The 22,126-nt window shown below is 47.5% G+C and carries 14 protein-coding genes and 1 pseudogene; 12 read left to right on the top strand and 3 right to left on the bottom strand.

The genetic code is table 11. From position 1 onward, the window contains the following. Positions 1–212: 212 nt before the first annotated feature. The 5 genes and pseudogenes from ACO0KY_RS04360 to ACO0KY_RS04340 all read left to right on the top strand — a co-directional run bounded on the left by ACO0KY_RS04360 (position 213) and on the right by ACO0KY_RS04340 (position 6,406). Positions 213–3,134: a ribonucleoside-diphosphate reductase subunit alpha gene (locus ACO0KY_RS04360; protein ID WP_423044578.1), complete on the top strand. Its 2,922-nt coding sequence runs from the start codon at positions 213–215 to the stop codon at positions 3,132–3,134. Between the two features lie 123 nt (positions 3,135–3,257). Next, the gene (locus ACO0KY_RS04355) at positions 3,258–4,400 is read left to right on the top strand and encodes a ribonucleotide-diphosphate reductase subunit beta (RefSeq protein WP_423044576.1); all 1,143 of its coding nucleotides are present in this window, start codon (positions 3,258–3,260) and stop codon (positions 4,398–4,400) included. 86 nt (positions 4,401–4,486) lie between these two features. Continuing rightward, a complete protein-coding gene (locus ACO0KY_RS04350; RefSeq protein WP_281388390.1) occupies positions 4,487–4,609 on the top strand; it encodes a hypothetical protein in 123 nt (40 codons plus the stop codon). Positions 4,610–5,068: 459 nt separating this feature from the next. Next, positions 5,069–5,755, top strand: a pseudogene (locus ACO0KY_RS04345) (histone); the annotation flags it as partial. Positions 5,756–5,845: 90 nt separating this feature from the next. Continuing rightward, the gene (locus ACO0KY_RS04340) at positions 5,846–6,406 is read left to right on the top strand and encodes a YggT family protein (RefSeq protein ID WP_423044574.1); all 561 of its coding nucleotides are present in this window, start codon (positions 5,846–5,848) and stop codon (positions 6,404–6,406) included. A gap of 55 nt (positions 6,407–6,461) precedes the next feature. On the opposite strand, the gene ACO0KY_RS04335 is transcribed toward ACO0KY_RS04340, so the two are convergent. Continuing rightward, positions 6,462–7,469, bottom strand: coding sequence for a LacI family DNA-binding transcriptional regulator (locus ACO0KY_RS04335; RefSeq protein WP_423044572.1), 1,008 nt, complete (start codon positions 7,467–7,469; stop codon positions 6,462–6,464). 194 nt (positions 7,470–7,663) lie between these two features. Here ACO0KY_RS04335 and ACO0KY_RS04330 point away from each other — a divergent pair, with 194 nt between their 5' ends. Continuing rightward, positions 7,664–8,935, top strand: coding sequence for an amidohydrolase family protein (locus ACO0KY_RS04330; RefSeq protein WP_423044570.1), 1,272 nt, complete (start codon positions 7,664–7,666; stop codon positions 8,933–8,935). Positions 8,936–9,046: 111 nt separating this feature from the next. Here ACO0KY_RS04330 and hemL read toward each other — a convergent pair whose 3' ends face one another. Together hemL and thiD are read right to left on the bottom strand one after the other, a co-directional pair. Next, a complete protein-coding gene (hemL, locus tag ACO0KY_RS04325; RefSeq protein ID WP_423044568.1) occupies positions 9,047–10,327 on the bottom strand; it encodes a glutamate-1-semialdehyde 2,1-aminomutase in 1,281 nt (426 codons plus the stop codon). Positions 10,328–10,531: 204 nt separating this feature from the next. Next, the gene (gene thiD / locus ACO0KY_RS04320) at positions 10,532–11,347 is read right to left on the bottom strand and encodes a bifunctional hydroxymethylpyrimidine kinase/phosphomethylpyrimidine kinase (RefSeq protein ID WP_423044566.1); all 816 of its coding nucleotides are present in this window, start codon (positions 11,345–11,347) and stop codon (positions 10,532–10,534) included. A 165-nt stretch (positions 11,348–11,512) separates the two neighbouring features. Here thiD and ACO0KY_RS04315 point away from each other — a divergent pair, with 165 nt between their 5' ends. The 6 genes from ACO0KY_RS04315 (at position 11,513) to ACO0KY_RS04290 (ending at position 22,096) form a co-directional block, all read left to right on the top strand. Next, complete coding sequence (locus ACO0KY_RS04315) at positions 11,513–11,665, top strand: rubredoxin (RefSeq protein ID WP_186911478.1); 153 nt, start codon at positions 11,513–11,515, stop codon at positions 11,663–11,665. 118 nt (positions 11,666–11,783) lie between these two features. After that, positions 11,784–12,185 carry a response regulator gene (locus tag ACO0KY_RS04310; RefSeq protein WP_186911347.1) on the top strand — a complete coding sequence of 134 codons (402 nt, stop codon included), beginning with the start codon at positions 11,784–11,786 and terminating at the stop codon, positions 12,183–12,185. A 27-nt stretch (positions 12,186–12,212) separates the two neighbouring features. After that, entirely contained in the window at positions 12,213–12,578 is a 366-nt protein-coding gene (locus tag ACO0KY_RS04305; RefSeq protein ID WP_186911348.1) for a response regulator transcription factor, read from the top strand. A gap of 81 nt (positions 12,579–12,659) precedes the next feature. Further along, positions 12,660–13,244 carry a chemotaxis protein CheW gene (locus ACO0KY_RS04300; protein ID WP_186911349.1) on the top strand — a complete coding sequence of 195 codons (585 nt, stop codon included), beginning with the start codon at positions 12,660–12,662 and terminating at the stop codon, positions 13,242–13,244. Positions 13,245–13,300: 56 nt separating this feature from the next. Continuing rightward, on the top strand, positions 13,301–15,634 hold the full coding sequence (locus ACO0KY_RS04295; protein ID WP_186911350.1) for a methyl-accepting chemotaxis protein: 2,334 nt from the start codon (positions 13,301–13,303) through the stop codon (positions 15,632–15,634). A 99-nt stretch (positions 15,635–15,733) separates the two neighbouring features. Beyond that, positions 15,734–22,096, top strand: a complete 6,363-nt coding sequence (locus ACO0KY_RS04290; RefSeq protein WP_423044563.1) for an Hpt domain-containing protein — start codon at positions 15,734–15,736, stop codon at positions 22,094–22,096. Positions 22,097–22,126 lie beyond the last annotated feature (30 nt).

Raw genomic sequence — 22,126 nt, 5'->3', positions numbered from 1 at the left:
TCTTGTTTTACCTTTCTTGCTTCTTGTTTCCCCCTTAGTCTTTGCAATTGATTTGAAAAATAAGAAATAGCACGACTTTTAGCGAAATTTAGCGAAGTTTAGCTATTTGTAGTGATGCGCAATACCGATAAAACCGAGCGTGGCGATGGTCTTTTAAGTGGGTTTTAAACAGACTGGCTGCGTATCAAGATCTAACTGACACCGGAGGCTCAATGCACTCTTCAACTGAAACATCAACGACATCTCTTATTGAATCTGGCTCCTTATTGGCTGCTACAGGTTCACCCACTGGTACGCTCGCTGTGAACTACGCTGAATATCGCGTGATTCGCCGTAACGGTTCTGTGGTGGGATTTGAACCATCCAAAATTGCCATTGCAATGACCAAGGCCTTTTTGGCGGTGAATGGTGGTCAGGGCGCGGCATCGGCGCGTGTTCGAGAATTGGTTGAGCAATTGACTGCGACAGTGGTCGCCGCCTTGGTGCGTCGTCAACCTACCGGTGGCACTTTTCATATTGAAGATATCCAGGATCAGGTTGAACTGGCATTGATGCGTTCCGGCGAACACGATGTGGCGCGTGCTTATGTTTTGTATCGTGCCAAACATCAGGAAGAGCGTCGCATACAACGTGAAGCGCAACAAGCGTCACAAGCACAACTGCCGAAAATCCATGTGTTGATCGATGGCGAACGCGTTGTTCTGGAAATCGATAAAGTACGCGCTCTGATTACTGCTGCTTGTGTTGGTCTGGACAAGCTGGCAGATGCTGAAGCTATCCTGACTGAAACACTGAAGAATTTGTACGACGGCGTGCCAGTAGAAGAACTGCACAAATCTGCCATTCTGGCGGCACGTGCGTTGATGGAAAAAGAGCCTGCATACAGTTTGGTGACTGCGCGCTTGCTGTTACACACGATCCGTAAAGAAGTCTTCGCAAAAGAAGTAGCGCAGCAAGATGCCGCTGCAGAATATGTCACCTACTTCCCACAATTCATACAAAAAGGTATCGCTGCAGAATTGCTGGACGCCAAATTAGCTGAGTTCGACCTGGAACGTCTGGCGAAGGCACTGGTTTCTGATCGTGATTTGCAATTCAGTTATATCGGCTTGCAAACTTTGTATGATCGCTACTTCCTGCACGTCCGCGGTACCCGCATCGAAATGCCACAGGCTTTCTACATGCGTGTAGCGATGGGCCTGGCTTTAGAAGAAAAAGATCGCAATGCCCGCGCGATTGAATTTTACAACCTGTTGTCCAGCTTTGATTTTATGAGCTCGACACCGACCTTGTTCAATTCAGGTACACAGCGTTCGCAACTGTCTTCTTGCTATCTGACTACGGTTGCTGATGATCTGGCAGGTATTTACGATGCGCTTAAAGAAAATGCGTTGTTGGCGAAATACGCTGGCGGTCTGGGTAATGACTGGACACCGGTACGTTCGCTCGGCGCACATATTAAAGGAACTAACGGCAAGTCTCAGGGTGTGGTGCCTTTCCTGAAAGTTGTAAATGACACCGCGGTTGCGGTTAATCAGGGTGGTAAACGCAAAGGTGCGGTCTGCGCCTACCTCGAAACATGGCACATGGATATCGAAGAGTTCCTCGATCTGCGTAAAAACACTGGCGATGACCGTCGCCGTACGCATGACATGAACACTGCCAACTGGATTCCTGATCTGTTCATGAAGCGTGTCATGGAAAAAGGCGACTGGACTTTGTTCTCGCCATCTGACGTTCCTGATCTGCATGATAAATTTGGCAAAGCGTTTGAACAAGCTTATCTTGCTTACGAAGCTAAAGCGGCTTCTGGTGAATTAGAACTATCTAAAAAAATCCCTGCGCTCGATCTGTGGCGCAAGATGCTGTCGATGTTGTTCGAAACTGGCCATCCATGGATTACTTTCAAAGATCCTTGCAATATCCGTTCACCACAACAACACGTGGGCGTCGTTCATTCATCGAATTTGTGTACAGAAATCACTCTGAACACCAATGAATCTGAGATCGCTGTATGTAATCTGGGCTCGGTCAACATGCCGGCGCACATGAAAGACGGTAAGCTCGATCACGCTAAGTTGCAAAAAACCATCCGTACTGCGATGCGTATGCTTGATAACGTCATCGACATTAACTACTATGCAGTACAGAAAGCGCGTGAGTCTAACTTGCGCCACCGTCCGGTCGGCATGGGCATCATGGGTTTCCAGGATTGCTTGCACATGATGCGCGTTCCTTATGCATCGATGGAAGCAGTGCAGTTTGCTGATACTTCGATGGAAGCAGTGTGCTACTACGCTTACTTGGCGTCGACGGAATTGGCCGAAGAGCGCGGCACTTACAGCTCATACAAAGGTTCTTTGTGGGACAGAGGTATCCTGCCGCAAGACTCTTTGAAAATGCTGGCTGAAGAACGTGGCGGATATCTGGAAGCGGATTTCTCTGAAACGATGGATTGGACCGTGGTTCGTGAACGTATCAAACAACACGGTATGCGTAACTCGAATTGCGTCGCAATTGCACCGACAGCAACGATTTCTAACATCATTGGCGTGTCGGCTTGTATCGAACCGACCTACCAAAACCTGTATGTGAAATCGAACCTGTCCGGCGAATTTACAGAAATTAACGAACATCTGGTTCGCGATCTGAAATTGCGCGGTTTGTGGGATGAAGTCATGATCGCCGACCTGAAATATTTTGACGGTAGCCTGGCGCGTATTGATCGTATCCCTGAAGATCTGCGTGAGTTGTATGCGACAGCGTTTGAAATCAGTCCATCCTGGTTAGTTGAGGCTGCATCCCGTCGTCAGAAATGGATTGATCAGGCACAGTCACTGAATATTTATATGGCAGGTGCTTCTGGTAAAAAACTGGACGAAACCTACAAACTCGCATGGTTACGCGGTTTGAAAACAACTTATTACCTGCGTACCATCGGTGCAACACATACAGAAAAGTCGACATCAAAAACGGGTGCGTTGAATGCGGTAGCGGTTGATGGTGGTAGCTCAGGTTTTAATGCTGCACCTGCGGTTCCTGCAGCAGCACCAGTTGCACCAGAAGCGGAAGGCGCAGCTTGCTATCTGCGTCCTGGCGATCCTGGCTTTGAAGAATGTGAAGCTTGCCAGTAATCATTAAATTGTGAGCGAATGGCAACATGTTGATTTGCATGTTTGCCTTTTGCTCTTTCTGGTTCTCGTTGGCATGGAATGAAAAGTAGCCATGCCTGATCCAATTTTGTAAGGAATAAAGAAATGTTATCTTGGGATGATGAACTAACTCCCGCAGCGCCAGTAATGAAACCTGCGCAACAATCTGATGCTTTGATGAGCCCTGCGGTTGCTGTAAAGGCAGAGGCGGTAAGTGTGGACGATATGGCGCGTCGTGTGAATGCTGCTGACAAACGCATCATTAATGGTCAGACAGACGTCAACCAACTGGTTCCGTTTAAATATAAATGGGCATGGGATAAATATCTGGCAGGTTGCGCAAATCACTGGATGCCGCAAGAAATCAATATGCAACGTGATATTGAACTGTGGAAAAATCCGAATGGTTTGACTGAAGATGAGCGCCGTCTGGTCAAGCGTAATCTGGGATTCTTTGTGACTGCAGATTCACTGGCTGCGAATAACATTGTGTTGGGAACCTATCGCCATATCACTGCACCTGAGTGCCGTCAGTATTTATTGCGTCAGGCTTTTGAGGAAGCGATTCATACCCATGCTTACCAGTATATCGTTGAGTCACTGGGCTTGGATGAAGGAGAAATCTTCAATGCCTATAATGAAGTTGAATCGATTCGCGATAAAGATCAGTTCCTGATTCCATTCATTGACGTGTTGACTAATCCTGAATTCAAGACTGGTACGACTGAAGCGGATCAGACTTTATTACGTTCCCTGATCGTGTTTGCATGCTTGATGGAAGGTCTGTTTTTCTACGTTGGCTTTACGCAGATTCTGGCTTTGGGTCGTCAAAATAAAATGATGGGCGCTGCCGAACAATACCAATACATCTTGCGTGACGAATCGATGCACTGCAATTTCGGGATCGATTTGATCAATACGATAAAGATGGAAAATCCACATTTGTGGACTGCAGAGTTTCGCGATGAAATTAAATCGTTGTTTTTGCGTGCGGTGGAGTTGGAATATCGCTACGCAGAGGATACAATGCCGCGTGGAGTGCTCGGTTTAAATGCGCCTATGTTTAAAGGATATTTACGATTTATCGCAAATCGCCGCGCACAGCAAATCGGTCTAGATGCTTTGTTCCCTCAAGAAGAGAATCCATTCCCTTGGATGAGCGAAATGATAGATCTGAAAAAAGAACGCAACTTTTTTGAAACGCGCGTGATTGAGTATCAAACCGGTGGAGCTTTGAATTGGGAATAAACAGCTGAAGTCAGCGCCCCGATTCCTGAAATGGAATGCTCACGGTTTGCACGAGATGTAAAACTCGAGAGGCCTCACCAAACTGAATGGACAGTCTAAGACTACATAGCTTTGAACTGTTAGTGCCGCAATTCCTGGCAAGGCTGGGACTTGCGGCTTTTGGTCGTGCTCTGCGTGTTCTACAAAAAGATACCGACGCCGGCATGTAATGCGGGCGTTTTTTTTGGTTTACCACTTCCTCTCATTACATGAAGAGTAAATCATATGGCTGAAGTGCTGCATTTACAGAGGCAATGCAGCAGTTCAGCTGGTGCCGTATTCATTAGCGCAAACAGCTATCTTGTTTGCGCCTTTGAATAATCCGCTTGAAAGGATAGAGCGGATTTTAATTTTTACCTGATTTTTTCCATCTCGATCGAAGGAGAAACAAAATGGCAACAGCACCACAACCGTCTGCGGACGAAGCAGTAGCGAAGAAGCCTGCTAAAAAAGCAGCAGTAAAGAAAGCTGCTAAACCAGCAGCTAAGGCAACTAAGGCAGCAGCGAAGCCAGCAGCAAAAGCAACCAAAGCAACAGCTAAACCAGCAGCTAAGGCAACGAAGGCAGCAGCTAAGCCAGCAGCAAAGGCAACGAAGGCAGCGGCTAAGCCAGCAGCGAAAGCAACGAAGGCAGCAGCTAAGCCAGTAGCTAAGGCAGCGAAGGCAGCAGCTAAGCCAGCAGCGAAAGCAACAAAAGCCGCAGCAAAACCAGCAGCTAAAAAAGCCGCAGCAAAACCAGCAGCTAAAAAAGTCGCAGCTAAACCAGCAGCTAAAAAAGTAGCAGCTAAACCAGCAGCGAAAAAAGCAGCAGTGAAGCCAGCAGCAAAGGCAACAAAGGTAGCAGCTAAGCCAGCAGCAAAAGCAACGAAGGCAGCAGCTAAGCCAGCAGCAAAAAAAGCAGCGGTAAAAGTAGTTGCAAAGCCAGTAGCAAAAAAAGCAGCAGCGAAGCCAGCAGCTAAGGCAGCAACAAAAGCTGTAGCAAAGCCAGTAGCGAAAAAAGCAGCAGCTAAACCAGCAGCTAAACCAGCTGCTAAACCAGCTGCTAAAAAAGCAGCAGCGAAACCAGCAGCTAAGGCAGCAACAAAAGCTGTAGCGAAGCCAGCAGCTAAAAAAGCAGCGGCAAAGCCAGCGACAAAAGCAGCGGCAAAAGCAGCAGCAAAGCCAGCAGCGAAAGCAGCAGCAAAGCCAGCAGCTAAAAAAGTAGCAGCTAAACCGGCAGCGAAAAAGGTAGCGGCAAAAGCAGCAACACCTGATGCAAAAACAGTTGTTAGTGCAAATGCAGCATGGCCTTTCCCAACTGGTAATCGTCCAGCGTAATTCTTTATATGCTTGGACGCCTGATTGAATTCAGGCACAATACCCACTGCGTGATTCGTCACCCGGTGGGTTTTTTTTTAAGGACAACTTGTGCTGCACGATATTTTAACTTTTGTCATTGATACGGTGACTGGACTACTGGCTGGTTTTTTGCTGCTCCGCTTTTGGATGCAAGTCCAACGAGTGCGACCACCTATGGGGTTGGCGCAAGCCATTTTTCAATTGACGGACTGGGTTGTGCACCCGATACGCAGGGTGGTACCAGGTTTTCGCGGATACGATTGGGCCAGTCTGATTGCGGTTTTTCTGGCTGCTTTCTTATCGATGGCAATTGACTATTGGTTAATGGCTCGTTTTCCAATTGTAGCGATTGCTGTCTTAGCATTGTTCCGTGTGCTGCAATGGATCATTTATGGGCTTACGGCCTTATTGGTGCTTGAGGCGATCTTTAGCTGGGTCAATCCACATGCGCCTTTCGCGCCTTTTGTACGTGCTTTGAATGAGCCAGTACTATTTCCATTGCGGAAAGTGTTGCCACCACTGGGAGGTTTGGATTTTTCCCCCATGGCGGCGCTGATTCTTTTGCAAGTCCTTAACCGTGTGCTGGTGGCATTGCAAAACGAGTTATTACCGAACTTAATGTTCTTTTAAATGAGAGGCCTCCTGGTAATGTAAAGCGCTTTCATTAAACAGAGGCTCTTTGAGTTTATGTCTCAGCCGGTGGTGAAGTCGATTGGCGTGTAATTAATTGGGAACTCAGCATCTCACGCCGCATTGGTGACTCAGGATTGGCAATTCTGTCGACCAGAATCTGTGCGGTTAACTGACCGATCGCGTGTTTTGGTTGAGAGATGGTGGTCAATGGTGGTGTGCTGAAAGACGCAAGCGCAATATCATCGTAACCAACTACTGATAGTTGTTGCGGTATTTTGACGTTGGCTTGATTGGCTGCACAAATACCGCCAATCGCCATCAAATCATTACTCGCAAAAATTGCTGTAGGACGATCATCTCGCGATAACAATTCCTGAAAAGCATTGAACCCACCCTGGCTGGTAAAATCACTATGAATCAAATAGGCTGGATTGAAGCTGATACCGGCTTCTTGTAAAGCACGCAAATAACCAGTTACCCGACCACCACTCGGAAGCAGGGTTTTGGGGCCGGCGACACAGGCGATTTTTTTGTGGCCCAGATCGATCAGGTACCGTGTTGCGTCATAACCACCTTGTACATGATCAGCTTCAATCAGGTCTGCTACTACGCCAGTGACTTCGCGATCGACCAGCACCTTAGGAATACCTTCGTTGGCCAGCAATTGGGTTAAGTCTTCATCCGTGCCTGACGAGACTAAAATCAGGCCGTCAATCCGTTTTTCCATTAGCACGCGAATATACGCAGCTTGCTTTTTCGGGTCATCGTAAGAATTACATAAGATGATGTTATAACCAAGCTTGAACGACGCGTCCTCTATCCCCTGAATTACCTCGGCAAAATATGGATTGGAGTTGTTCGGGATCATCATCCCTATTGTGTGAGTACGGTCGTTCTTGAGGCTGCGTGCAACAGCACTCGGGATGTAACGTAATTCCTGGATGACGGACAGCACCCGTTCACGTGCATCTTCGCTGACCACGCGAGTGTTGTTGATAACATGGGAAACGGTAGTGGTTGATACGCCTGCTTTTTCTGCGACCTGTTTCATTGTTGCCATAAAAATCCTGCCTTTCTGTGCCTAGATTATGCCGTAGGATCGCCGGAACGGTTAAAATTTTTGCAAACTAGTTTTAGAAACAAATGCTATTCGAATCCGAGTTGAAGCGGCTTTGAGCACGTATTGCAGAAATGCAGCGTTGCAAGACGGGTCAGACTTGGCGTGGAGTGAGTTTTTTCTGTAAAAGGATATGTATGAATGATCTGTTGATTCGCAACGCCAATTTACCTGATGGCCAAACAGGCGTAGATATCTTAGTGCGACAAGGACTAATTGTTGAAGTTGGTAAGCATTTAACTGTCAGCGGCTTGCCTGAAATCGACGCGCAGGCCAATTTGCTGACAACGCCATTTGTTGATGCACATTTTCATTTGGATGCGGTACTTAGTTATGGATTGCCACGAGTAAATCAATCCGGAACCTTGCTCGAAGGTATTGCATTGTGGGGCGAGCTCAAACCTTCGCTAACACAAGAAGCATTGATTGCCAGAGCAATGCAATATTGTGATTGGGCCGTTGCTAAAGGTTTGCTGGCGATTCGCTCGCATGTCGATATTTGTGATGATCGCTTGCTGGCAGTTGAAGCATTATTGGAAGTAAAGCGTCGCGTCGCACCATATCTGGATTTACAATTGGTGGCATTTCCACAAGATGGATTATTGCGCAGCAAAACTGCTTTGGACAATCTGAAGCGCGCAATAGTTATGGGCGTCGATGTGGTGGGCGGGATTCCCCATTTTGAACGCACCATGGCCGATGGCGCTGAATCGATACGAATTCTATGTGAGTTTGCGGCTGATCGCGGGCTCAGAGTAGATATGCACTGCGACGAATCTGATGATCCACTCTCACGTCATATTGAGACCCTCGCTTATCAGGCACAAAGACTGGGAATGCAGGGGAGGGTCGCTGGTTCGCATCTGACCTCGATGCATTCTATGGATAATTATTATGTCAGCAAACTATTACCGCTGATTCGTGAAGCTGGTGTTGCTGCCATTGCCAATCCACTTATTAATATTACCCTGCAAGGGCGGCATGATACCTATCCAAAGCGCCGCGGCATGACGCGAGTACCTGAACTGATTGCGGCAGGCATTGATGTCGCGTTTGGCCATGATTGTGTAATGGATCCATGGTACAGCCTGGGGTCTGGCGATATGTTGGAAGTCGCTCACATGGGTTTGCATGTGGCACAAATGACCGGGCAGCAAGCAATGCGTCAATGTTTTGATGCAGTGACTATCGCACCAGCTAGGATTCTCGGGTTAGAACGGTACGGATTAGTACCCGGATGTTATGCCGATTTTGTCATTCTTGATGCGAGCAATAGTATTGAGGCTTTGCGTATCAGACCCGTGCGGCGCTACGTCATCCGGCGCGGCACAATCATCAGTGAAACCGCGAAACCAATAGCGAAGCTCAATTTGCCTGGACGTATTGCCGAAGTTGATTTCAGAAAATAAGTACCGGCAAGGTAAGAAAATAAATGCTGCACTCACTAGGAAAGCGGCTTAGCAAAGCATTTGCCTTGGTAAGCCGCTTACATGCTCAGATTATTTTTTAATCTAGTCTAATTAAAGTTGAGCGAATGCTTGTTTAGCCGCCGCTATCGTTGCATCAACAATCGCATCGTCATGCTGGATAGATACGAAACCGGCTTCAAACGCTGATGGTGCAAGGTAGACGCCAGCATCGAGCATTAGGTGGAAAAAGCGATTGAATTTTTCTTTGTCACTCGCCATCATTTCCGCATAGGATGTAGGTACTTTAGCTGCAAAATACAATCCAAACATACCACCCACGGCATCTGCGCAGAAGGTGACACCAGCTTCTTTGGCTGCCGCTGCCAGACCATCAACCAGTTTGCGTGTTTGTGCGCTTAATGTTTCGTAGAAACCATCTTCCTGAATGATTTTCAGTGTCGTCATCCCAGCGGCTACAGCGACTGGATTGCCGGACAGGGTACCCGCCTGATACACGCCACCCAAAGGTGCCATATGCCCCATCAGGTCAGCACGACCACCAAAGGCAGCGACCGGTAAGCCGCCGCCAATCACTTTACCCATGCAGACAATATCGGCTTGCACTTGATACAGCGCTTGTGCACCATGTAAACCAACACGGAAACCACACATCACTTCGTCAAAAATCAAAACGCTGCCATGAGCACTACATAGGCGACGCATGGTTTCTAAAAACGCTGGCGTGGCACGGATCAGATTCATATTGCCAGCAATGGGTTCGACAATCACGCAAGCAATCTGGTCGCCGATGGATTGAAACACTTCTTCCAGTTGCTCGCAGTTGTTGTAGTCAAGAACCAATGTGTGCTTACTGAAGTCTTCTGGAACACCTGCCGAGGTTGGATTGCCAAAGGTTAGCAAGCCGCTGCCCGCTTTGACTAACAGTGAATCAGCGTGACCATGATAGCAACCTTCAAACTTGATGATCTTGTCACGTTTTGTTGCGCCGCGCGCCAGACGTAATGCGCTCATGGTCGCTTCAGTGCCGCTAGACACGAGGCGCACTTGCTCAACGCCAGGAACCAGTTTGCAGATTTCTTCTGCCATCAGAACTTCACCTTCAGTTGGTGCTCCGAAGCTCAGACCACGTGCTGCCGCAACCTGTACTGCGCTGACGACTTGTGGGTGTGCGTGACCAACGATCGCCGGGCCCCATGAGCCGATGTAATCGATGTAACGACGATCATCCGCGTCCCAGAAGTAAGGGCCTTCGGCACGTGTGATGAAACGTGGGGTGCCGCCGACTGAGCGGAAGGCGCGTACCGGTGAATTAACACCACCTGGCGTAGTTTTTTGGGCTCGGTTAAATAAGGTTTCGTTCTTGTTCGTCATGATGTGCGATCAGAGTGGGAGTGTTTTGTATAACTAAAGTATCTATGCTGCATGTCTGTGCTACCAAGGCTGCCCCTTTCAATGTCAGATAAACAAAGAGGTTATATGTCAGCGCTTAGGGAATGATTTCATCTTCAAGTATTACTTCGTAGGCCATGCAGATAGGAAGATTAATTGAATCTGTCTATCTGCTTGACACCAGCTTTATTCATTTTCTTTAGCCCAGAAATATCGATCGGGAATGAATTTTCCCATGCCAAATTGCTGTGAGTGGCTGATAGCGGCCTGCGTATATTCTTGTGCCTCTAAAACTGCCTCAGGAACTTCAAGGCCATTTGCCATCAGCGCGGCAATTGCTGCAGATAGTGTCGAACCCGCACCGGCAAACGAGCCGGGAATTCGTGGCCATATGTCTCTTCTGACGATGCCCGACTCATTGAACAAGGTGTTGGCAATTTCGCCATTGGCGCTCGGTGTTCCTGTGACCAGCACGAATTCGCAGCCAGAATCGATGAGCGTCATGACATCGGCCGTCAGATCTTCAGTTTCCGTATTTTCTTTCCAGGTTTCCGCCAGGCGTGACAGCTCAACTGCCGAAATCAATAGCAAAGTTGCTTGTGGAATGAGTAATTCGCGAATCGATAAGGTCAAATCTTCAGCATCAGCTATTTGTTCGGTGATCGTGGTATTGAATGGATCGAGAATTAAAGGCATTTCCGGATAGTCGGAAACAATTTCGGCAATCGTTGTTGCATTGTCAACGCTGCCTACCTGACCGACTTTAAAAGTTACCACCGTCATATCTTCTAATATCGTTCGCGCCTGCTCATCAACCAGATCGGCGTCGATTGGATGGATACTATCAATTTGTGCTGTATCGCCAGTCAATACCGCGGTAATTATCGGTAATCCATGGCAACCCATAGCAGCAAACGAGGCAAGGTCGGCAAATAAACCGGTGGCGGCGACGGGATCTGACGCGCCGAAGCTAAGAATGAGCGGGGAAATTTGGTTTTGCACGTTGGGTAGATTAATATAGCTAGCTTTAATAAATTCGTATTAGCCCGAATGATGGAATTTGATGTCGTTTTGAAAATTTCATGCGTTAGTTTTAATATTTTACTTGATTGAAGGGTTTTAGTCGTGAGCGATAATGCAAGTGGTCAGCAAGAATTTACTACATGGATGTGTTTAATCTGTGGATGGGTCTATGATGAAGAGCAAGGGTTGCCTGAAGAAGGTATTCCTGCTGGCACGCGTTGGCAAGATGTTCCGATGAATTGGACTTGTCCTGAGTGTGGTGCACGCAAAGAAGATTTTGAAATGGTTGCGATTTAACCGCGAATTTGCATTTTTTTAGTTGTATTAAATGTTTATTCACGGAAAATAAACGCCAATTCAAAAATTTTTGCTACAGTGCTAGCTTGAGACAATTCTGTTGAAAAGAGATGATTCTATGTCAATTCTGGCAAGCAACGAAAACCTGAAAATCATGGTGATAGACGATAGTAGTACTATACGTCGATCGGCTGAGATATTTCTTGGGCAAGCTGGTTATAAGATCGTATTAGCCGAAGATGGGTTTGATGCTCTGGCAAAGATCAACGATTCTCATCCGGATTTGATTTTTTGCGACATTTTAATGCCACGGCTCGATGGTTATCAAACCTGTGCACTGATAAAAAAGAGTGCGAAATTCCGTGATACTCCCGTTATTATGCTGTCTTCCAAAGACGGCTTATTTGACAGAGCGCGTGGCGCCATGGTGGGGTCAGATGAATATCTGACCAAACCTTTTACAAAAGATAGTCTGCTGAAAACTGTGCGGAATTACACTTCCGAAGAGCATAGTAAATAAATCAGTTTTACGTGAGGTATGAAGAAAATGGCTATTCAGAAAATTTTAGTAGTAGACGACTCCCCGACAGAACGTTATTTTTTAACGGACGTTCTGGTTAAAAATGGTTTTTCTGTTTCTACAGCAGAAAGCGGAGAAGAGGCGCTGACAAAAATTAAAGCGGATAAACCGCAATTGATTTTGATGGACGTTGTGATGCCGGGACAGAATGGATTTCAGATTACCCGTGCGATTGCTAAAGATCCTGAGACGCAAGATGTTCCAGTGATTATCTGTACTAGCAAGAATCAGGAAACGGATCGTATCTGGGGCTTACGTCAAGGGGCTCGCGATTACCTGGTGAAGCCGATTGATCCGCAAGAGTTGCTGGCTAAGATTGCCGCACTCGGCTAATACTGGTCTGCATCTTAACGGCCTGGCAGAACAGATAGATCAGATTTTCGTGTTCATTTTTAGAAATACCCGGATAGCCTCATGACCCAGACTTTGAGTGACCCTGTTGCCGCCAATCTGGAAGTAACCAGACCTGAAGGTGGCGTACGACGTACGCGTTTGCGCGAATTTCAGGCGCAGTTGGTTGAACGCATGCAAGCCGCTCAGCGCGGTGACTTTACCCAAGTCAATCAGTTAGGCATTATGGTTGGACAAGTACGTTATTTACTTGAACTGCGTGAGGCTGGTGAGATTGTAAGTGCATCGTCGCTGACTAATGTTCCGCTGACAAAGGAATGGTATGTAGGTTTGTCAAACATTCGCGGTAACTTGACAAGTGTCGTTGATTTGCCGCGTTTTCAGGGAAATGAAGGCACAAAACTTGATAATGCTTGCCGGATTGTCGCATTTGCGCCAGTTTTAGCATTTAATAGCGGTTTGCTGGTTTCTCAGGTCTTGGGCTTGAGAAATATCGCTGAAATGGAAGAAGTTGTGTCCGATGAAGGTTTGTCAGAGAAGCATGTATGGTTGCAGTGTAAATATCGTGACCGTGATGGGAATATCTGGCATAAGTTGAGCCTGGCTGCTTTAGTGCAAGACCAGGAATTTTTGCAAATAGGTTTGTAGTCAGTTTGTATTTAAAGCAATACTGAAAGCTTGTCAATCGTTTAGGAGACTTAGTAATGGCATTTAAACTACCGTTCTTGTCCAAGGGAAAAGAAAATCCGGAAATAGACGGAGCAGAAGTCGCGGCAAGGTCGTTCGGTAATGCTGATTCGGTTGAAGTTGAAGACGCGAACAACGTCAAAATGTTGAATCCCGAGGTTGCCGCGTCAACTGACGCTAACCCGGCAGTATTAAATGACAAGCTGGACAATAAGGCGGACGCGACTTTTATTGGTGACGCCTTAGAAAAAGGTGGCGATATTCGCTTGCCAGTCATTGGCAAGATGACGCTGCAACAGCAGATGCGCGTATTGTCCACCACGATGGGTGCGGCGCTGATAGCAGGTGGTTTCTTTGTATGGCTTAATGCTAGTCAATCAGCGCTGGTTTCTACCCAGGTACAGATTTCTGGTGACATGCTGATGCACTCCCAGCGTATCGGTAAGGCAGCTCCGAATGCGATTCAGGGTAACGTTGAAGCGTTTAAGCAGCTGGAAGATAGTCGCAAAGAGATTAACTCCGATCTGGAAATTTTGCTTAAAGGCGGTAACTATCAAGGCCGTAACGTTGATAAAGCAAATTCTGCGCTAGAAGCGGTTTTGCTCGATACATCAAAAACCTGGCAAAACTCCAATAAAGCTGCGGAGACTATTTTGTCTCGTCGCAAAGAGTTGACTGGTTTCGGTCAAACTTTGCAAAAATTGAACTCTTTGTCCCCAGCTTTGCTCGAGTTGACTGAGCAAATTTCGACTTTGAAAGTGCAAGGCGGTGGTTCTGCTCGTGAAATTTCTGCATCCGGTCAGTTGGTCATGTTGACCCAACGTCTGGGTCGTAGCGCGAATGAATTCCTGACATCGGAAGGTGTTAATCCGGAAACAGCGTTTTTGTTGGGTAAGGATACTAATACTTTCCGTGATCTGGTTGATGGTTTCTTAAAAGGTAGTGATGTATTGCGTCTGACGGTGACTAAAGATGCGGATACCCGGGACAAACTCGAAGAACTACAAAAAACGTTTGAAGACTATCGTGCTTCAGTTTCTACCATCCTCGGCAACTTGCAAAATTTTATCGCTGCAAAACAGTCTGAGCAGTTGGTGTTTAATGAAAACGAAGATTTAAAAACTAAATTTGCCAAACTCCAGAAAACGTATACTGCAGAGCAAGATTCGATTAGCTTATCTTTCTGGTTGCTGCTGGTCTCAGGTGCTGTCGCGTTGTTAGCAGCGGTTGGTATTGCATTGGTTCTGTTGCAGGATAGCCGCAACCGTGCTAAAGAGGCGAATGAACGTCGTCAAGAAGCAGCGTCACAAATGTTGCAAGCGCAAAAGCAAGAAGAAGAGGCAAAAGCCGCAAACGATCAAAATCAGGCCGCGATTTTGCGTCTGATGAATGAATTGCAAGAAGTGGCGGATGGTGACTTGACGGTGCAAGCAACCGTTTCCGAAGACATTACCGGCGCGATTGCCGACTCGGTAAACTACACGGTGGAAGAGTTGCGTGGACTGGTTGGTCGTGTTACTAAAACAGCAGAGCAGGTTACTTCAGCGTCGAATGATGCGCAGGGCGTTTCTAATAATTTGTTGGAAGCTTCGGAGCAACAATCACGTGAAATTACCGATGCAGGCCAGGTCGTTTTGACAATGGCTGCAGAAATTACCGACGTTTCACGCTCAGCTAACGAATCAGCGGAAGTTGCGCGTCAATCGGTTGCTGCGGCGGAGCAAGGTGCTCATGCCGTGGAAGACGCGATCAAAGGTATGAATGAGATTCGCGAACAAATTCAGGAAACATCCAAGCGGATTAAACGACTCGGTGAATCTTCACAAGAGATTGGTGAGATCACTGAACTGATTTCTGACATTACCGAACAGACCAACGTTTTGGCGTTGAATGCGGCGATTCAGGCGGCATCTGCAGGTGAGGCTGGTCGAGGCTTCTCGGTGGTTGCGGAAGAGGTTCAGCGACTGGCGGAACGTTCAGCCGAGGCGACCAAACAGATTGGTGCGTTGGTACGTACGATTCAGACAGATACTCATGATGCGGTAGCCGCGATGGAAAAATCAACGCAGGGTGTGGTTGAGGGAGCACGTTTGTCAGATGCGGCCGGTACGGCGTTGTCCGAGATTCGTAGCGTTTCTAACCGTCTGGCAGAACTGATTCAAGGCATTTCTCTGGCGACAGAACAGCAAGCGACATCAGCGAACGGTGTTGCACAAAACATTCAACACATTTTGACGATCACAGAGCAAACCCAAAACGGTACGCAACAAACAGCAGACTCTATTAAACAATTGTCGTTGTTAGCGGAAGAATTGAAAAACTCCGTATCACGTTTCCGTGTGGCTGCCTGATTTTCCAGTCTTTGGGTCGTTGCCTCATTGTGTGACGACCCTGTCCTATTTCAAGACGATGAACTTGGTTTCATCGTCTCTTGAGTTTGCGGAGCACGCATGACATCCGATTTTCCAAATTCGTCACCTCTGCCCCAGGATCAGTTTGATACTGGACCGCTTTCCTGGGTTATGGCGGAAGTGCGTGAAGCAGTTACTAATGCCGGCAAGATGCTCAAAGAGGCACTTGCACAAGATTTAGAAACCAGATCAACCACGATCTTGCATGCAAAAAGCTATTTGCATCAGGCGCATGGAGCCTTGCAGATTGTCGATATTGATGGCGTCTCTATTGTTACCGAAACCATAGAAGAATTGCTTGAGCGATTGCAAACCGGACAGCTAGAAATGAATGAGTCGAATGTCGATGTCATTCTCGATGCGTTTCACGCCGTATTGCGTTATCTCGAAGATTTATTGTCTGGGTCTGCACATCAGCCAGTCAGACTGTTTCCATACTATCGTGCCTTGTTGGAGCTAAAAGGTGCAGAACGCATTCATCCGGCCGACTTATTTTTCCCGGCATTGTCGGCGCAAAGTAGAGTACCCGAATTAGCGGTTATAAACGGAAACTCGTTGGCTTCTTATGTCGGCTTACGTCAGCGTTTTGAAAAATTATTGCTAACGTTTCTAACAAGCAAAGATGAGCAAGCACAGCGTGCTGCCGCACAATCCATGCGTGACGTGGTGCATGAAATCGATTTGGCTCAAACCAATTCGCAAGCGAAGGCATTTTGGGTTGTCATGTGCGCTTTTGTGGAAGCGGTGGCCCAAGGCGGGATAGACAATCAACAATACGCCAAACAAATATTTGGCCGCATCAATTTGCAGATCCGTCGTCTGGTGGATGGCGTTACCGCTATTCCTGAACGTTTGTTAAGAGATGCATTATTCTTCCTGGCACAAGCTAAATCACCGACGCCATTGGTTGCTAGTATACGGCAGGCCTACCAGTTAGATAATACCGTTCCATTTGATTATGACCAAAAAAATTACGGTCAGATCGCAGCCGGTGTGCTGAGTGCCGCTAAAGAACAATTAACCGCGGTTAAAAATCTGTGGGGACGCATTGCTAACGGCGAAAACGGCCTAGCCGATAAATTTTCGCAAAAAATGAAAGATCTGGCAGAAACCGGTAACGGTTTAAATGCGCCAGCTTTATCCAAACTTTTACGCGAATTAAGCGGTATTTCACGTCATGTGGCACATTCTGCCGATACCTCGAAGTTGGGCATAGAACTCGCTACCAGCTTATTATTCGTCGAAACCGCATTAGACCAAATCACTCGCTTGCCTGCGCACTTTTCTGAACGGGCGGAAGAAATAACAGCGCGCTTGCTGTCTATTGTTTCTGGTGATGAACCACAATCGCAAACTGCATGGATGGGTGAAATTTCCCGCGAAGCCCAGCAGCGTCAAACGATGGGCGTATTGGTTGCGGAAATGCAAGTCAGTTTGCGCCAGGTTGAGAAAAATCTGGATGAGTACTTCCGTGATCCGGGCCATCATGAATCATTGAAAAACGTCGATGACGTATTGCATCAGATAGGCGGTGCATTGGCCATGTTGGATCAGGATGATGCGATGAAGGCCGTTAATCAGACACGTTCCTTGGTGGCCAAGTTTTCTATTCCAGTGAGTTCTGACGATGAGCCAGCCATTGCTGAACGCGTGGATGAGCATCAAAAAGTTGCGCAAAATATCGGCGCACTGAGCTTCTTTATCGAGACTCTGAAAGCACAGCCAGAAACGGCTAAAAAGAAATTCAGCTTTGATGGGGTTACTGGTACCTTCCGTTCGAATTTATTGGAAGCAGTGTCACATAAAGAACTATTGCCGACAGCCGAAGACATTCAAAGCCCCGATACAACTGATAGCAACCAGCATCAAGATCATTCGCAGGCATACGTGGCAACGGCTGAAGAAGAGTTGCTGCATCAGCAGCATGAATCTGCGCGTCTTGCCGTTTCTCTGTCTGAAAATCCGGAAGATAAAGACCTGCAAGCACAGCTCAAAGATTCTCTGGAGTCAGAACGTTCTGTGGCGAAATTGCTCGATGATACTAATGCTAGCGAACGAGCCAATGCAGCGATCGATCTATTGGCTCAGACAAACGAAGAACATTCTGCAGAGAACTTGCAAGATATCATTGCTGTTACTAGCGGTGCTGCTGAGCCAGTTCATGCGGACGTGCATGTCGATTTGCCGCAAACAGATGAAGCTATTGATGCTGAACTGTTGGAGATATTCCTGAGCGAGGCCGAGGAAGTACTAGCGTTTGTGCAGGAAACTTTGCCATTATCAAAACGCGATAGTGACAATCAGGAATATCTGACTAGCTTACGTCGCTCATTCCATACCTTGAAGGGCAGCAGCCGCATGGTAGGTTTGAATGTGTTTGGTGAGACTGCCTGGAATATTGAGCAAGTCATGAACTTGTGGTTGTCTGAGTCACGCCCTGGTAATGACAATCTGTATGGTTTACTGGAACATACGGCAGCGGAAATGGTTTTGTGGGTTGGAGAACTCAAACAGCACGGGCATTCTGCAAGAACTGGCAACGCCATTATTGCTGCAGCAGAGCGCATTAAAGCTGGTCTTGATTATCAGGAAGCGTCAATTGAAACGGCGATACATCCAGCACCCGTTGCAAATGCTGTCCCTGCGGTCGATAATCATCTTGATGTCGTTCCTGAAAAACATTCAGAGCTAGCAAGCCTCTCTGAATCTCCAGCCCCAACGCATGATCTGATTCACGAAAATAAGCTTGCTGATGTAGGTTTAGAGTCTCTGAATTTTGACCTCAATGAACCGCCAGTGAATGAGGCAATCGAGCCACCTCACAATGAGGGAATCGTCGCGTCAGCGTTGACTGAAATTGAAGCCGTAAGTGTGCCAGAGTCAGGCGATCTGGAACCGTTTGATTTCGGAAGCGATATTTCTTTGCATAATGAAATCTCATCGAATCTGGCTACTCCTGTTGCACCAGCGTTTGAAGAATTGCCAGAAATAACAGATTCTGCTGTTGAGTTAACGCATGACCCAGAAGTTACTCATCATGTTGAGCAGTTAGCTCAGGCTCAAGCAGATTTGACTAAAGCAGCAGAATTTGCTGTGGATTTATCACCTACGCCAAGCATGGATGATCTGTTGGCTGCATCATTAGGAACAACGACGACGATTGCTGCTGACGTCATTTTGCCGGAATTACTTGCCCCTGCCGCGCTCGTTGATACGGCGCCGAGCTCAGACGTGACGGTATCTGAACAAGTCCTAGAGCATGTCGCAGACCACGGTGCAGAATTTATCGATGAACACGTAGCTTCAGAAAGTATTTCAGAACCTGTATCAAACGCACAAATTCTGGACTTCCCAGATTTGATCAAGCCTGCGCAGAGTCTTGATGACAATATCAAACGCATCGGTGATCTCGAAATTAGTTTGCCCTTGTACTCAATTTACATGGCAGAAACCGATGAGATCGTGCGTTTCTTGTCGCAAGATTTTGCTGAATGGCGTCATGAGCCGCATCGCAACGTAACGACACATGCGATACACGCAAGTCATACTTTAGCGGGCAGTTCGGCCACTGTAGGTCTGAAACCATTGCAAGATTTGGCGCATAGTCTGGAACTGGTATTGCAAAGACTTGAACGTCATCCAGTCACTTTGCAAGCATCTGAATTTGATACTTTGCAGCACGCGCTGGAAACAGCAAAACGCATGCTGCAAAAATTTGCCTTGTCAGAAATTGCTGAATTTGCGCAAGACGATGTTCGTCAATTAGAACTCTTACTGCAGGATGTTATTTCTCGTTCTGATGCAGGTGCTGACGAAGAGTTTATTACTTCAACTAATGAAAAATTAGATTTGAAGGATTGGTCTGCGGATAATGATGTAACGTCACAGACAACTGTTGCGAATGCGTCTGAAGATGCTGCGGCGCAACTTGTATCAACTGCATTGGCACATCAAATTGCTGATCAAAGTCTGCAAATTAAAGATGACCTGGATCTGGATCTGTTGCCAGTATTCCTTGAAGAGGGGCATGATCTTTTGCCCATGGTTGGCCAATTACTACGCAACTGGCAAGAACATCCTTCTGATACCGCCATCCCTCAATCTATCGCGCGACTCATGCACACTATCAAGGGTAGTGCGCGGATGGCTGGTGCAATGGGTTTGGGGCAACATATCCACGATATGGAAAGCCGTATCGAAAGTCTGATGCACGCAGGTAGCCTGGTGCGCCAACCTTTGTTAGAAGATTTGCTGGCCAGACACGATCACAGCATGTTGCTGTTCGATCGATTGCAAAATCCGGACGCACATCCTGTGCCTGTACTCAGCCAGGAACCTCTGACAGCTGCGCAAGAGCTTGATCAATTCCAGGAAAGCGTCGCAGCGGGTGATGCAGAGCCAGCTCCAAGTACCGAAATGGTCAGCCTGAAGCCTGTCATGCCTTTGGCTGGTGCCACTGCAACCAAAGCGATGCCAGCGTTGAATGCGGCCTTGAATGCGCCAGTTGCACCGGGTGCACCAGTTCCGCTTGTCAGGGTGCGTGCTGACGTACTTGACCGCTTAGTCAATCAGGCTGGTGAAGTTTCTATTTCGCGCTCACGTCTTGAGAATGAAGTCAGTACTTTGCGCTCTTCGCTTGGTGAGTTGACCGAAAACGTCACTCGTTTGCGCGATCAGTTACGTGAAGTGGAAATTCAGGCTGAAACGCAGATTACTTCCCGTATGGCACATTCTGCCGATCGTGAGTTTGACCCTCTGGAATTTGACCGCTTTACGCGCTTGCAAGAATTGACGCGCATGATGGCTGAGAGCGTCAGCGACGTGGCAACCGTGCAAAACAATCTGCATCGTACAATCGATGGTGCAGCGACGAATCTGCATACGCAGGCTCGTTTGACACGTGAACTACAGCAAGATTTGATGCGCGTGCGTATGATTCCGTTCGCCAGCGTTTCTGAACGTCTATATCGCGTTGCACGCCAGACAGCTAAGGAAATTGATAAGCGCGTCAATCTGGATATCCGTGGAACCACAGTAGAGATGGACCGTGGCGTGTTGGAAAAAATGGTCGGTCCGTTTGAGCATTTGTTACGTAATGCAATCGTGCACGGTATCGAATCACGTCAAACACGTCGTCAGATTGGCAAAGATGAAACCGGTGAATTGCTCATCGAAGTGCGTCAGGAGGGTAACGAAGTCGTTATCCGCTTTAATGACGATGGTCAAGGTTTAAATTTAGCCAATATCCGCCAGAAAGCGCAATCTTTAGGCTTGTTGCTGGAAGGTGAAACCTTATCTGATGCAGAAACAGCGGGCATGATTTTTGAGCCCGGTTTTTCAACCGCGACCGAGGTTACCGAGTTAGCTGGCCGTGGTGTGGGTATGGACGTGGTGCGGGCTGAGGCAGCAACCTTGGGTGGTCGGGTTGAGGTTTCTAGTGTTGAAGGTAAGGGTGCCGAATTTACGATTCACTTGCCATTGACTCTCGCGGTGACACAAGTTGTGTTGCTGAGTTCTGGTGGCCGGACTTTTGCCGTACCGTCTGTTTTGGTAGAGCAAGTTCAGCATTTAAAAGCGAATGCTCTGGCAAACGCCTATAACGATGGTGCTGTTATCTGGCAGGATCAACGCGTCTCTATGCATTATTTATCTGCCTTGTTGGGTCACAGAGATGCAGTGCCCCTGGCGCAGCAATACACACCGTTATTGATCATGAAGAGTGGTACTGACCGTGTCGCGATCCACGTGGATGATATCGTCGGTAACCGCGAGGTGGTGGTGAAAAACATCGGCCCACAATTATCTCGCATGATCGGTATCGCTGGCGCGACGGTGCTTGGTTCGGGTGAGATCGTATTGATTATTAACCCAGTGCCACTTGCGCATCGTCTTGAGCATGAACATGCGCGTTTGCCACAAGCCGGTACTGATGCAGTGAATGTGGGTGCAGTGGCTGATTTGCGGCAACAGCAGCAACAAACTGCTGTCAATACAGAGCCTGTACAAGGATTACGTACCCAGCATACCGTGATGGTTGTCGATGACTCTCTGACTGTACGTCGCGTCACGCAACGTTTGCTGACACGTGAAGGCTATCAGGTGATTCTGGCTAAAGACGGTATTGATGCGTTGGAACAATTACAATCGGTGACGCCAGACATTATGTTGGTCGACATTGAAATGCCGCGTATGGATGGTTTCGATCTGACCCGTAACGTGCGTAGCGACGCGCGTACTGCGCATGTTCCTATCATCATGATTACTTCGCGTACCGCCGATAAACACCGTAATTACGCCAGAGAATTAGGTGTCAATGAATACTTCGGTAAGCCTTATCGCGAGGATGATTTGATGGCGGCGATTGTGAGATTTGTCGGGAAAGATCAGGCAGTAATCGTTTGATGCCAGTCGTTTAAAGCAAAAAAAGCAGGG

The organism is Undibacterium sp. Dicai25W (assembly GCF_049340505.1).
In the GTDB taxonomy this organism is placed as follows: Bacteria; Pseudomonadota; Gammaproteobacteria; order Burkholderiales; family Burkholderiaceae_D; genus Undibacterium; species Undibacterium jejuense.
The sequence above is the reverse complement of the archived record's forward strand: the minus strand, read 5'-3'. Positions and strand labels throughout refer to the sequence as shown.

Excerpts from the sequence above, each read along its gene's own strand:
- ACO0KY_RS04360 (WP_423044578.1), top strand. The coding sequence starts at position 213 with ATGCACTCTTCAACTGAAACATCAACGACATCTCTTATTGAATCTGGC.
- ACO0KY_RS04355 (WP_423044576.1), top strand. The coding sequence starts at position 3,258 with ATGTTATCTTGGGATGATGAACTAACTCCCGCAGCGCCAGTAATGAAA.
- ACO0KY_RS04350 (WP_281388390.1), top strand. The coding sequence starts at position 4,487 with ATGGACAGTCTAAGACTACATAGCTTTGAACTGTTAGTGCCGCAATTC.
- ACO0KY_RS04335 (WP_423044572.1), bottom strand. The coding sequence starts at position 7,469 with ATGGCAACAATGAAACAGGTCGCAGAAAAAGCAGGCGTATCAACCACT.
- ACO0KY_RS04330 (WP_423044570.1), top strand. The coding sequence starts at position 7,664 with ATGAATGATCTGTTGATTCGCAACGCCAATTTACCTGATGGCCAAACA.
- hemL (WP_423044568.1), bottom strand. The coding sequence starts at position 10,327 with ATGACGAACAAGAACGAAACCTTATTTAACCGAGCCCAAAAAACTACG.
- ACO0KY_RS04315 (WP_186911478.1), top strand. The coding sequence starts at position 11,513 with ATGTGTTTAATCTGTGGATGGGTCTATGATGAAGAGCAAGGGTTGCCT.
- ACO0KY_RS04310 (WP_186911347.1), top strand. The coding sequence starts at position 11,784 with ATGTCAATTCTGGCAAGCAACGAAAACCTGAAAATCATGGTGATAGAC.
- ACO0KY_RS04305 (WP_186911348.1), top strand. The coding sequence starts at position 12,213 with ATGGCTATTCAGAAAATTTTAGTAGTAGACGACTCCCCGACAGAACGT.
- ACO0KY_RS04300 (WP_186911349.1), top strand. The coding sequence starts at position 12,660 with ATGACCCAGACTTTGAGTGACCCTGTTGCCGCCAATCTGGAAGTAACC.
- ACO0KY_RS04295 (WP_186911350.1), top strand. The coding sequence starts at position 13,301 with ATGGCATTTAAACTACCGTTCTTGTCCAAGGGAAAAGAAAATCCGGAA.
- ACO0KY_RS04290 (WP_423044563.1), top strand. The coding sequence starts at position 15,734 with ATGACATCCGATTTTCCAAATTCGTCACCTCTGCCCCAGGATCAGTTT.